Genomic DNA, 11,868 nt, shown 5'->3' on the forward strand with positions numbered 1-11,868 from the left:
TTACCTGAAAAGCTTGTTTTAAACTTAACTTATTTTTTATATTTGCACCAGTAATGCGAAAGTAGCTCAGTTGGTAGAGCTCCAGCCTTCCAAGCTGGTTGTCGCGAGTTCGAGCCTCGTCTTTCGCTCTAAAAACCGGAACTTAAATGTTTCGGTTTTTTTATAAAATTTGAAATTTTGCTAGATTTTTAATTAATTTATTTTTTTAATTGATTTTATTATTTATCTTTGCACCCTGTTAATGCGAAAGTAGCTCAGTTGGTAGAGCTCCAGCCTTCCAAGCTGGTTGTCGCGAGTTCGAGCCTCGTCTTTCGCTCTTCAAAAAGCCTTAAACTTTAGTTTAAGGCTTTTTTGTTTTTATAACTTTTAGAGTTTGTTTTAGTTTAAAGCGCTTAAATCACTTTCGGTTTCTAATTCTTCGGGAGTTTTGTTTTGCAAAAATAAACGTGCTTTTAAGTCGCCTTTCAACGTGATTTTTTCTCCTTTTACTTCCAGCCAGCTTCCTTCTCTAAGGCCCAAAACCGGAATAGCATTAAACGCATGAAATTCTTTTATTCTGGTTTCGCGAGTTTCACCCATGTGTGTAGACTGATTTTCCGGATCCAAATAATGCGGATTCAAATTGAAAGAAATTAAACCCAGCGTTTGAAAACTTGGCGGGTAAATGATTGGCATGTCGTTGGTAGTTTGCATAGAGAGTCCGCAGATGTTGCTGCCTGCACTGGTTCCTAAGTATGGTGTTCCCTTTTTTACGGTTTCAGATAAAATTTGCATAAGGTCGTTTTTATACAACTGAGTGACCAGTAAAAAGGTATTTCCGCCTCCGGTAAAAATTCCTTCAGCGTTTTTTATGGCAGATTGAGGATTTTCAAATTCATGGATTCCTTTTACCTCGATATTAATTTTCGCAAAAGCGGCTGTCACTTTTTGTGTATATTCTTCGTGAGAAATTCCGCTTGGACGGGCATAAGGAATAAAAAGAATGGTTTTGCAATCTTTAAAATGTTGTTGTAAAGTAGGTAAAAGATAGTCTAAATAACTTCCTCCATGTAGCGTAGATGTACTAGCAATGATAATACTTTTCATGTTCTGGTATAAATTGGTTTAAGTAAAATACGAAAACAAAGATACTAAAACATGAATCGTGAATTTTGATTAGAGGGAATAAAAAAAGCTGTATCGAATGGATACAGCCTTTAGAGTTTTAATTTTAGAAATTTTAGAATTTTAAATTATAAGTCGCTCCAATACCTACATTCTGAATATTTACATCATTTTCTGCAAATGTGTTTTGAAAAAAACCATAAATATTCCATTTAGAGTTATGGTAACCAATCTGAGGATTTACATACAATCCACCAGCGTTGTCTTGTGCATTTGTCAGAAATCCGTAGCCTAAATCTGCGCCAATAAATACCCCTTCAGTCTGAAAGTAATAACGGGCAAAAGCTGCTACTGGAATTAAGCCAAAATCGTCGCCACCGTTTTTTCCAAAAAAATGAGTGTAACCGGTAGCACCTCCAATTCCAAAATGCGGTGTTACCAAATATTGACCTCTTAAATCTGCTCCAACTGCCACCGATGAGAAATCATGTAAATCACCAACAGGCATCCCAACGTTTAATCCAGCTTTTAACCATGAATTAGTAGAATTAATTTCTTCCTGTGCAAAAATCATACTGGAAGCTAAAATGCTAAATAATAAAATTGTCTTTTTCATTGTTTCTTCTATTTAAATTATTATAATTCATTTCTTACAATTTATATGCCAATTGTTTCTTTTATAAGAATTATTTTATAATTTTAACTTGCTTTAAATGCATAACAAAACGAATTAACATTTTTTTACCATGTTCTTAATACTAAATTTGGAAGATATTAGGATATTTTTACAACTTTAAGAGAAAATCTAATTTTTTTATATTTTGATAAATAAAGTTGCTTGTGTTTTGTTTTTAGGATTGACTCAGTTAGTGTTGGGACAAGAAGTGATTGAGGGAAAAATTAGTGCCAATTATGGTGATTTAGAAGGGGTTTACGTGGTAAACGTGCAAACAGAAGTCATGGGTACAACAGATGCTTCTGGTGCTTTTTCGATAGCTGCAAAAGTGGGTGATACACTTGTTTTTTCTTCCATTCAATTTAAAGAATCCAGAATTTTACTAACACCTGACAGTTTTTCAGATTTGAATTTTATTATAAAACTAAGTCCTGTCATTCATCAACTGCAGGAAGTGATTATCAAGAGATATGATAACATCAATGCCGTTTCGTTGGGAATTGTTCCCAAAGGACAAAAAACATACACAGAAGCAGAACGAAAATTATTTACAGCGACAGATTTAGATGCAAAAGCTTCAATAGGAGGAATGGCGGGTGGTTCGATCTCTGCAGATTCTTTTTTGAATCTCCTTTCTGGAAGAACAGCAATGCTTAAAAAAGAATTAAAAGTAGAGAAAAAACAGTTTGATATGAAGCTACTGGAGAAAATGTTTTCTACAGAACATTTTGTAGATGTACTAAAAATTCCTCTCGAATATGTAAAAGGCTTTGAATATTTTGTTGTTGAAAATGATAAGTTTACAGTAATTTTGAATTCAAAAAACAAAACATCAACAGAGTTTTTGCTCGGAGAATTAGCGGTCAAATACAAAGAAATACTTGCCATTGAAAAATAATAATACATTACTGGTTTTACTTTTACTTTTTTTTCAAATTTCATTGGGGCAGACTGCCAATTCCAAAGAAATTTTTGGGCAAATTTTAGAACAATCCACTTCGGTTGAAGGCGTAAATATCATCAATAATAATACACAACATACTACCGTTTCTGATGCAAACGGAATATTTTCGATTTTGGTCAGGGAAGGCGATGTTTTGGTTTTTTCTGCTGTCAATCTGGAGCCGTTTAAACGCAGAATATCTGCCGAAGATCTAAATACGACCTCTTTTCAAATAAAAATGACAGCTAAAGAAATTGAGTTGAAAGAGGTTATTGTAAACGAAAATGCAGATATCAATGCCGAAAATTTGGGTATTGTTCCCAGAGGTCAAAAAACGTATACGCCTGCCGAGCGAAAGTTATACACAGCCACTTCCGGAAACGGTATTGATGGTTTGCTCAATAGTATTTCTGGACGCAAATCAATGCTTAAAAAAGAAATTGCAGTAGAGAAAAAAGAAGCACTTTTTCATAAATTAGAGTATCTTTTTGATGAGGCATATTACACAGAAAGACTTAAAATTAATGTAAATTATATAAAAGGCTTTCAAATTTATTGTGTCAATGATCCTGAATTTGCCGTATCTTTGGATACTAAGAACAAAACGATGAGTATGTTTTTAATTACACGTTTGGCTCAACAATATCTTAAAATTATTGAAAATGAAAAATAAAATAGGAGTATTCTTTTTATGTATGTTATGTCAATTTGCATTAGGGCAAACTAATTCTAGAAAACCATTGCACGGGCAAGTGGTAAACGATTCTATCGTTTTAGAAAGTGGTTATGTACTGAATATTAATGCAAACATTAAAACATTTATCAACTCCAACGGATTATTTGATATAATGGCTCAACCCAATGATACATTGCTTTTTTCGAGTTTGGCGTTTCAATCTAAAAAAATTGTATTAACCCAGAAAAATTGTGATGATCGTCTTTTTTTAGTGCATTTGGATATTGTCAATAATAAACTGAAAGAAGTAATTATTGGCAAAGAATTAAAAGTAAAAGCATTTAGAGGAGGTTCGCAGGGTATAATAGACACGCAGTTTGAAGATGATAAACAATCGACGGCCAAAAATATAGCCATGTTATCGGATCAGACCATTAAATACGGAACTGATTTTGTTCGAATTTTTAAAGATGTAAAAAAGCTTTTGCATAAAAAAGAAAGTGAAGATCTGAAAGAAGAAGAAATTAGTGATGTTGCTTTTATTGAATATGCAAAACTTAATTTTACATCAGATTTTTACAGTAAAACATTAAATCTAAAAAAGGATGAAATAGATTTGTTTTTATTGTTTTGTTCGAATGATGTTGCGTCAAAAAAATATTTAAAGCCGGAGGATCAGTTTCACTTGATGGATTTTATGATTACCAAAAATCAAGAGTTTAAAAAAGTTACAGTTGAGGGAAAATGAGAAAAATTGTTTTTTACCCCTTACTAATTTTATGTTTTTTTTTGTTTTCAGCTTTTTCGTTTCATAAGTTTTATATGGGTGTTTTTCAGATTAATTATGCCTCTGAGAAAAAAATGCTTCAAATTACATCCAGAATTTTTGTAGATGATTTACGTAAAGGAATAGAAAAAAAATACAATAAAAAGACATTTTTGGGCACAGAAAAAGAAACTGATGCGGATGTTGAATTGTTGAAAAAATATCTTTCAGAAAATTTTGCCATAAAAATAAACGGGCAAACAAAATCTGTTGTCTTTCTCTCGAAAGAATTAGAAGCCGATGATGTTTTGGTTTGTTATGCCAGAATTACGGCTGTTGACAAATTCAATATCTTAGAAATTTCGAATACTATTTTACTAGATTGGAATGCTGAACAACAGAATATTACACATATTACTGCCTTCGGAGGTAAAAAGACCGTTCTGTTTACAGAATCTTCAAGGAAAGAAGTGTTAAAGTACTAATAAATCGTTAAAATTATTATTTTAATTGCTATTTTCACAGCCTCAAAAAAATCCAAAAACTTTTTATGAAAAAGCTTTCGTTACTACTAATTTTTCCTGCTATGCTTCTGGCTCAGGAAAAAAATACTGTTGTTGCACCAAAACAACAAGGTAAATATGATACCAACAAATTTAGTCAAATGTATGATTTGTTGGCAACCCCAAATATGTTTCGTACGGCCTCTGGAGCACCAGGTCCAGCCTATTATCAGCAACAAGCAGATTACAAGATTGATGTGGAGCTGGATGATAAAAACTCAAAATTAATTGGTTCAGAAATTATTACTTATTCAAACAATTCGCCGGATAATCTGGAGTATCTATGGATTCAGTTAGACCAAAACCAAGCCAAAGCCAATACACAATCAAGTTTGGTAGAAAGCGAAAAAATCAATCAGGTTTTACCTCTTGACAAATTTTCAAGCGAATATTTGAAAAAAGATTTAGAGCGTGGTTTTAATATCGAATATGTAAAAGACGCAAAAGGCAATCCAATGTCGTATACCATCAACGAAACGATGATGCGTATCAATTTGGCTACTCCATTAAAAGCAGGAGAGAAAATTTCTTTAGCTATAAAATGGTGGTACAACATTAATAATTATAGAAATGAAGGAGGACGTTCTGGTTACGAATTATTCGAAAAAGAAGGTAATAAATTATATGTAATTGCTCAGTTCTACCCAAGAATGGCAGTGTATAATGATGTCGAAGGATGGCAAAATATGCAATTCTGGGGAAGCGGAGAGTTTGCTTTGCCTTTTGGAAATTTTGATGTCAATTTTACGGCTCCAGCAGATCACGTAGTTGATGCAACAGGAGAATTAACCAATAGAAGTGAGGTTTTTACAGCAGAACAGGTAAAACGTTATGAGCAAGCTCAGAAATCGTTTGATAAACCAGTTGTGATTGTTACACAAGCCGAAGCTGAAGTTACTGAAAAAGGTTTCTCTGAAAAGAAAAAAACATGGAAATTTAGCGCCAAAAATGTACGTGATTTCGGTATTGCATCTTCACGAAAATTCATTTATGATGCAATGGCAGTAAAATTAGGTGGCAAAGTAGTGATGGCAGAATCACTTTATCCAAAAGAAGCCAATCCGCTTTGGGGCGAAACTTCTACGATGACAGTTGCACATACTTTAAAAAGTTATTCTTCGCATACATTTGATTATCCTTATCCAAAAGCGGTATCTGTTTCTGCAGAAGATCAGGGAATGGAATATCCGATGATTTGCTGGAATTTTGGTCGTCCTGATGAAAATGGAGTGACTAGCGAGCAAGTAAAAAACGGAATGATAGGCGTGGTGATTCACGAAGTAGGACATACTTTTTTTCCTATGATTGTTAACTCAGATGAGCGTCAATGGACATGGATGGATGAAGGTTTGAACTCGTTTATGGAGTACATGGCAGAACAGGAATTAGGAACCAATTTTCCTTCAAGACGCGGGCCTGCAAAAAATATAGTGCCGTATATGAGTGGTGACCAAAAGTTTTTAGAGCCTATTATGTCAAACTCTGAAACTATTGTACAATTTGGTAACAATGCTTATGGAAAACCGGCTACAGGACTTAATATTTTGAGAGAAGTGGTGATGGGTAGAGAGTTATTTGACTATGCTTTTAGAACGTATGCAAACCGTTGGAAATTCAAACATCCAACGCCGGAAGATTTCTTCAGAACGATGGAAGATGCTTCGGCCGTAGATTTAGATTGGTTTTTTAGAGGATGGTTTTATTCAACAGATTTCGTAGACATAGGCATCAAAGAGGTAAAACAATATTATGTTTCTGAAACTCCAACTGCTGATCTTAAAGATGTAAAAGTAAGAAAAGGACGTTTCGGATTTGACAAAGGCCCTTTTGTGTATTTAGTTTCCGGAGACAATGCAGAGGTGAGTGCATCAAACAAAAAAGCCTTAAAAATAGATGATTTGAAGCCATTGTCTGATTATATAAATCAAACTTTTACTGCCGAAGAAAAAGCAGCTTTAAAATCGCCAAAATACTTCTATGAAGTAGAGTTTAATAAACCAGGCGGCATGATTATGCCAATTTTGGTAGAGCTTACTTATGAAGACGGTACAAAAGAAAACTTCCAGTATCCGGCACAAATCTGGAGAAAAAACAATGACACTGCCAGAAAAGTATACGCTACTTCAAAAGCAATTAAGAGCATTCAGATTGATCCAAAATTGATGACTGCCGATATTGATGTAACCAACAACACTTGGCCTAAAGTAGAAGAAAAGTCAAAATTTGACTAACCATAACACTAGAAAGACTCTGAAAAGAGTCTTTTTTTTTTAAGTAAATTTTAAAACTCTCGGAAACAAAATTTAATATCTTTGTAACACATAAAATAAAAACGATATGTTCGGTATAGGAGGAGGAGAATTAGTTTTCATACTGTTTGTAGTACTCATGCTTTTTGGTTCAGACAAAGTGCCGGAAATTGCACGTACTATGGGTAAGGCAATGGCGCAGCTTAAAAATGCCACCAATGATATTAAAAGTGAAATACAAAAAGGAGCCGAATCAAACGGACTTGATACTAGATCTTTGACCGATATCACCGGAAATATCAATGCCGAAATCAATAATGCCAAAACAAATTTGTTAGGAGATAGCAACAGTCTTTTGGGTGATACTGCCACAGAAATCAATCAAGTAAAAGAAGACATAGATAGTATCTCAGGACCTGTAAAACGCCAAATGTAATGCTCGAAAAAATACAAGAATTAGATACAAGTTTACTGATATTTCTTAATGGTTTAGGTGCTGAAAAATACGATCAATTGTGGCTCATTATCACGAGTCAGCTCAATTGGACACCCTTTTTTTTGTTGATGTTTTATGTAATTTATAAAAAAGTAGGCGCCAAACAACTGTTGTTTATTGTGCTTTTCGTAGCCGTTTTGCTTACTTTTACAGATCAAATCACCAATCTTTTCAAACACACCTTCGAGCGTCTACGTCCGTGTAATAATACAGATATCAACAAGATTATCCGAGTAGTTCAGGTCAGAAAATCATACAGTTTTTTCTCTGGTCATGCTGCCAACACTATGGCAGTCGCTACCTTTTTGTATTTAATCTTTAGAGACCAATTCAAGTATTTGGGATTCTTATTTTTATGGCCATTGATCTTCGCTTATAGCCGAATTTATTTAGGTTTGCATTATCCGGGAGACATTCTTGCAGGTTATTTCTTCGGAGCTCTTTTTGGTTTTACACTTTTCAAAATTTATCAAAAACTAAAGCCTCGTTACTTTCCGGGATAATTTTCAGGAGCTATTTCCAGCTGTCCGCTGTATCTTTTGTTTTTTAAAGAAAAAAACAAAAGGATGCCGCTCCCATCTGGGCTAGGGCTCTAGGTTTCAAAATAAAAATCAGTTTTTCAGAACCGTTTTCTCGCTCCATTCTAATCCATTTGGAAGTTGTTGATGTTTGGTACAAAACCTTTATTTTTGATTTTTTTTACAATAATGATAAACATTCAAACCAACAAAAAAACTCAGCATCTTAGCAACTTAGCGTCTCAGAAACTTTTACAGCACCCTACTCACCGTTAAACCATCACGAATAGGCAGTAAAACCGTTTCTACTCTTGTATCATTTTTTAGAAGTAAATTGTATTCCAACAGTACTTTAGTACTTATATCATTTGGGTGTACAGGTTCGAGGATTTTACCGCTCCACAAAACATTATCAGACAAAATAATGCCGCCTTTGTTCATTTTCGGGACAATCATTTCCCAATAATTAAGGTAGTTTTCTTTGTCGGCATCAATAAAAACCAAATCAAATTTCACATCGAGATTCGGAATAATATGTACCGCTTCGCCCAAATGTTGAAAAATTTGATTCCCCCATGGAGATTGATCAAAATATTTTCGCTGAAAATCTACTAATTCCTCCTTAATATCAATCGTGTGGAGTTGTCCATTTTCCTGCATGCCTTCGCACAAACACAAAGCCGCATAACCCGTATAGGTTCCGATTTCAAGAATATTTACAGGACGAATCAATTTAGACAGCATACTTAAAACCCGCCCTTGAAAATGCCCGCTCAGCATGCGGGGTAAAAGAATTTTTTGATACGTTTCTTTGTTCAGTCGAGCCAATAATTCGGGTTCGTTTTCAGAATGTTGTTCGATATAATCTTCTAGGTCTTGTGATATAAAATGCATGAGTAGTATCATCTAAATTTTGAAAAGCAAAAATACAAAATATCGGCTCACTTTTTTCCATAAAAAAACCATTCGCCGTAACGAATGGTTTCAGATAATGGTTTCAAAAAATTATTTTTTCAAAGCAGCATCCACTTCTTTGGCTGTTTTTACAGTTCCGTCTTTTACAGCTTTGGCTGCGTTTTCTACTTTCTCAGCTCCTTTTTTTGCAGCGCTTTCTACATCATCTGCCGCTTTTTTAGTCGCATCTTTTACGTCATCAGCTGCATCTTTTACTTTGGTTACCGCTGTGTCTTTAGCTTCTTCGATATCTGTTGCCAAAGTATCTACTTTGTTCCCAATAGTCAATTCGTCTTCAGGTTTTGTTTCTTTTTTGTCTCCACAAGATTGAAGACCTAAAGCTAATAATGCAAGAACAGCTACGCTTAAAATTTGTTTTTTCATGATAAATTAAATGTTTTTAGTTGATAAAATATAAAGGTTATAAAGGTGAAAAAATAAAAATACAAAATTTAAATGATTGAGCTCTTTGTAAGATTATTTTTCTTTCGATTGAAAAACAATTCTCGTGCCAAATTTTCAAATTGATAAAGATTGATTGTAAAGTTTTTTCAGAAACAAAAAGGTTTCCATAAATACTTGTAACTTTGCACCATGCAAACCGAGAAAAAAGATATTAGAGCCTTGTCAAAAGAGCAATTGCGTGATTTTTTTGTTACCAATGGAGATCAGGCTTTTCGTGGTAATCAAGTGTATGAATGGCTTTGGAGCAAGGGTGCTCACAGTTTTGAGGATATGACCAATGTAGCAAAGTCCACAAGGGCAATGCTCGAGAATAATTTTGTGATCAATCATATTAAGGTTGATACGATGCAACGCAGTAGCGACGGAACCGTAAAAAATGCCGTTCGCCTGCATGATGGTTTAGTGGTCGAGTCGGTTTTAATTCCTACCGAAACCAGAACGACAGCCTGTGTTTCGAGCCAGGTTGGTTGTAGTCTAGATTGTAATTTTTGTGCCACTTCGCGATTAAAGCGTATGCGAAACCTGGAGCCAGGCGAAATTTACGACCAAGTAATTGCAATTGACAAAGAAAGTCGCTTGTATCACAATCATCCACTTTCGAATATTGTTTTTATGGGAATGGGTGAGCCTTTGATGAACTACAATAATGTCATCAAAGCAATCGATATGATTACATCACCGGAAGGTTTAGGAATGTCTCCAAAACGAATTATGGTTTCGACTTCGGGAATTCCGAAAATGATAAAAAAAATGGCCGATGATGATGTCAAGTTCAAACTGGCGGTGTCATTGCATTCGGCTATAGATGAAGTTCGCGCTCGAATTATGCCTTTTAGTAAAAACTTCCCTCTGGCAGATTTGCGGGAAGCCTTAGAATATTGGTATAAAAAAACCAAAAACAAAATCTCTTACGAATATGTTGTCTGGAAAGGGATTAACGATGATAAAGCGTCAATTGATGCCTTGGTTAAATTTTGTAAATACGTGCCCTGTAAAGTCAATCTGATAGAGTACAACCCGATCGATGATGGCGAGTTTCAGCAAGCTTCAGAAGAGTCTATCATGTCTTATATAAAGGCTTTAGAAAATATTGGTGTTGTCGTAAAAGTGCGTCGCAGTCGCGGAAAAGATATAGATGCTGCTTGCGGGCAATTGGCCAATAAAGAAGGATAATTTTATTTTTAGATAAAAAAAGCATTACGAACTAGTCTCGATCTTGTTTGTAATGCTTTTTTACAAACTAATCGCGACTAATTTTTTTTATATTAGTACATAAAATACTGTTATACTAACCTTAAATAGATACCGTTTTTTTATTTAATATAGTATATTTGAAGCCGAAATGAATATTACTTCTCAAATAAAACAGCCCATCTTTAACGAGATGGAACTTTTTGAAAAAAAGTTCCACGAGTCAATGACTTCAAAAGTGGCTTTGTTAAACCGCATTACTTATTATATTGTCAACAGAAAAGGCAAGCAAATGCGTCCGATGTTTGTTTTTTTAACAGCAAAAATGGTTTCTTCGGGAATTGTAAACGAACGTACTTATCGCGGTTCTTCGGTGATTGAGCTTATTCATACTGCGACTTTGGTACATGATGATGTGGTGGATGATAGTAATCGCCGCCGCGGATTTTTTTCTATAAATGCGCTTTGGAAAAACAAAATAGCGGTTCTGGTAGGCGATTATTTATTATCGAAAGGATTATTGCTTTCAATAGATAATGGCGACTTTGATTTACTTCGAATCATTTCTGTGGCTGTTCGAGAAATGAGTGAAGGTGAATTGCTTCAAATAGAAAAAGCTAGAAGACTTGATATTACCGAGGATATCTATTACGAAATCATCCGAAAAAAAACAGCAACACTTATTGCTGCTTGTTGTGCTCTTGGCGCAAAATCGGTCATTGAAGATGAGGTTCAGGTAGAGAATATGCGCAAATTTGGCGAGCTGATCGGAATGGCTTTTCAAATCAAAGATGATTTATTCGACTACAGCGAGGAAGCCATCGGTAAACCAACCGGAATCGACATAAAAGAGCAAAAAATGACTTTGCCTTTAATTCATGTTTTAAATACTTGTACTCCGCAAGAAAAAAAGTGGTTGATCAACTCGATCAAAAACCATAATAAAGATAAAAAACGCGTCAAAGAAGTCATTGCTTTTGTAAAAGACCATAATGGTTTGGCTTACGCCGAAAATAAAATGGTCGAATTTCAGCAGGAAGCACTTTCACTTTTAGAGCATTACCCAGATTCTGAGTTTAAAGACTCCCTCATTTTGATGGTCAACTACGTTATTGAGAGAAAAAAATAAATTTTTTAATTAGATAATTAGAAAATTTTTAAATTAGATAAATGTACTGATATTCAGTTATTTGTATTTGTAAATTTAATTTTTAAATATTTTAATCATTAAATTTTTCAATCCCCATGCAACTATTTTACGAAGTAA

13 protein-coding genes and 2 tRNA genes are annotated in these 11,868 nt (G+C 34.3%); 11 read left to right on the forward strand and 4 right to left on the reverse strand.

The features are described 5' to 3' along the window. Positions 1–55: 55 nt before the first annotated feature. Both J3495_RS00980 and J3495_RS00985 read left to right on the forward strand, forming a co-directional pair. Positions 56–128: transfer RNA gene (locus J3495_RS00980), tRNA-Gly, on the forward strand. 115 nt (positions 129–243) lie between these two features. Further along, positions 244–316 (forward strand) — tRNA-Gly (locus J3495_RS00985). A 62-nt stretch (positions 317–378) separates the two neighbouring features. On the opposite strand, the gene pepE is transcribed toward J3495_RS00985, so the two are convergent. Next, positions 379–1,086 (reverse strand): dipeptidase PepE, encoded by a 708-nt coding sequence (pepE, locus tag J3495_RS00990; protein WP_210664693.1) that lies wholly within the window; start codon positions 1,084–1,086, stop codon positions 379–381. A 133-nt stretch (positions 1,087–1,219) separates the two neighbouring features. Continuing rightward, the gene (locus J3495_RS00995) at positions 1,220–1,720 is read right to left on the reverse strand and encodes a hypothetical protein (RefSeq protein ID WP_210664694.1); all 501 of its coding nucleotides are present in this window, start codon (positions 1,718–1,720) and stop codon (positions 1,220–1,222) included. Between the two features lie 205 nt (positions 1,721–1,925). On the opposite strand from J3495_RS00995, the gene J3495_RS01000 reads away from it, so the two are divergent. The 7 genes from J3495_RS01000 to J3495_RS01030 all read left to right on the forward strand — a co-directional run bounded on the left by J3495_RS01000 (position 1,926) and on the right by J3495_RS01030 (position 7,976). Further along, a complete protein-coding gene (locus tag J3495_RS01000; RefSeq protein WP_210664695.1) occupies positions 1,926–2,678 on the forward strand; it encodes a hypothetical protein in 753 nt (250 codons plus the stop codon). Next, a complete protein-coding gene (locus J3495_RS01005; RefSeq protein WP_210664696.1) occupies positions 2,668–3,396 on the forward strand; it encodes a carboxypeptidase-like regulatory domain-containing protein in 729 nt (242 codons plus the stop codon). The genes J3495_RS01000 and J3495_RS01005 overlap by 11 nt, the downstream gene beginning before the upstream one ends. Further along, positions 3,386–4,147 carry a hypothetical protein gene (locus J3495_RS01010; RefSeq protein ID WP_210664697.1) on the forward strand — a complete coding sequence of 254 codons (762 nt, stop codon included), beginning with the start codon at positions 3,386–3,388 and terminating at the stop codon, positions 4,145–4,147. Before J3495_RS01005 ends, J3495_RS01010 begins: the two co-directional genes overlap by 11 nt. Continuing rightward, positions 4,144–4,650, forward strand: coding sequence for a DUF6702 family protein (locus J3495_RS01015; RefSeq protein ID WP_210664698.1), 507 nt, complete (start codon positions 4,144–4,146; stop codon positions 4,648–4,650). Before J3495_RS01010 ends, J3495_RS01015 begins: the two co-directional genes overlap by 4 nt. Positions 4,651–4,715: 65 nt before the next feature. Then, a complete protein-coding gene (locus J3495_RS01020; RefSeq protein WP_210664699.1) occupies positions 4,716–6,959 on the forward strand; it encodes a M1 family metallopeptidase in 2,244 nt (747 codons plus the stop codon). Between the two features lie 106 nt (positions 6,960–7,065). Then, the gene (locus J3495_RS01025; protein ID WP_210664700.1) at positions 7,066–7,413 is read left to right on the forward strand and encodes a Sec-independent protein translocase subunit TatA/TatB; all 348 of its coding nucleotides are present in this window, start codon (positions 7,066–7,068) and stop codon (positions 7,411–7,413) included. Beyond that, positions 7,413–7,976: a phosphatase PAP2 family protein gene (locus J3495_RS01030; RefSeq protein ID WP_210664701.1), complete on the forward strand. Its 564-nt coding sequence runs from the start codon at positions 7,413–7,415 to the stop codon at positions 7,974–7,976. The genes J3495_RS01025 and J3495_RS01030 overlap by 1 nt, the downstream gene beginning before the upstream one ends. A 267-nt stretch (positions 7,977–8,243) precedes the next feature. Here the strand turns inward: J3495_RS01030 and J3495_RS01035 are convergent, their stop codons facing one another. After that, positions 8,244–8,885 carry an O-methyltransferase gene (locus J3495_RS01035; RefSeq protein ID WP_210664802.1) on the reverse strand — a complete coding sequence of 214 codons (642 nt, stop codon included), beginning with the start codon at positions 8,883–8,885 and terminating at the stop codon, positions 8,244–8,246. A gap of 111 nt (positions 8,886–8,996) precedes the next feature. Next, positions 8,997–9,329 (reverse strand): hypothetical protein, encoded by a 333-nt coding sequence (locus J3495_RS01040; RefSeq protein WP_210664702.1) that lies wholly within the window; start codon positions 9,327–9,329, stop codon positions 8,997–8,999. Positions 9,330–9,539: 210 nt separating this feature from the next. Between J3495_RS01040 and rlmN the strand changes: the two genes are divergently transcribed. Both rlmN and J3495_RS01050 read left to right on the forward strand, forming a co-directional pair. Next, the gene (gene rlmN / locus J3495_RS01045) at positions 9,540–10,583 is read left to right on the forward strand and encodes a 23S rRNA (adenine(2503)-C(2))-methyltransferase RlmN (RefSeq protein ID WP_210664703.1); all 1,044 of its coding nucleotides are present in this window, start codon (positions 9,540–9,542) and stop codon (positions 10,581–10,583) included. 169 nt (positions 10,584–10,752) lie between these two features. Next, positions 10,753–11,730, forward strand: coding sequence for a polyprenyl synthetase family protein (locus J3495_RS01050; RefSeq protein WP_210664704.1), 978 nt, complete (start codon positions 10,753–10,755; stop codon positions 11,728–11,730). Positions 11,731–11,868 lie beyond the last annotated feature (138 nt).

It is taken from the genome of Flavobacterium geliluteum (assembly GCF_017948595.1).
Lineage (GTDB): Bacteria > Bacteroidota > Bacteroidia > Flavobacteriales > Flavobacteriaceae > Flavobacterium > Flavobacterium flavipigmentatum.

Excerpts from the sequence above, each read along its gene's own strand:
- pepE (WP_210664693.1), bottom strand. The coding sequence starts at position 1,086 with ATGAAAAGTATTATCATTGCTAGTACATCTACGCTACATGGAGGAAGT.
- J3495_RS00995 (WP_210664694.1), bottom strand. The coding sequence starts at position 1,720 with ATGAAAAAGACAATTTTATTATTTAGCATTTTAGCTTCCAGTATGATT.
- J3495_RS01010 (WP_210664697.1), top strand. The coding sequence starts at position 3,386 with ATGAAAAATAAAATAGGAGTATTCTTTTTATGTATGTTATGTCAATTT.
- J3495_RS01015 (WP_210664698.1), top strand. The coding sequence starts at position 4,144 with ATGAGAAAAATTGTTTTTTACCCCTTACTAATTTTATGTTTTTTTTTG.
- J3495_RS01020 (WP_210664699.1), top strand. The coding sequence starts at position 4,716 with ATGAAAAAGCTTTCGTTACTACTAATTTTTCCTGCTATGCTTCTGGCT.
- J3495_RS01025 (WP_210664700.1), top strand. The coding sequence starts at position 7,066 with ATGTTCGGTATAGGAGGAGGAGAATTAGTTTTCATACTGTTTGTAGTA.
- J3495_RS01030 (WP_210664701.1), top strand. The coding sequence starts at position 7,413 with ATGCTCGAAAAAATACAAGAATTAGATACAAGTTTACTGATATTTCTT.
- J3495_RS01035 (WP_210664802.1), bottom strand. The coding sequence starts at position 8,885 with ATGCATTTTATATCACAAGACCTAGAAGATTATATCGAACAACATTCT.
- J3495_RS01040 (WP_210664702.1), bottom strand. The coding sequence starts at position 9,329 with ATGAAAAAACAAATTTTAAGCGTAGCTGTTCTTGCATTATTAGCTTTA.
- rlmN (WP_210664703.1), top strand. The coding sequence starts at position 9,540 with ATGCAAACCGAGAAAAAAGATATTAGAGCCTTGTCAAAAGAGCAATTG.
- J3495_RS01050 (WP_210664704.1), top strand. The coding sequence starts at position 10,753 with ATGAATATTACTTCTCAAATAAAACAGCCCATCTTTAACGAGATGGAA.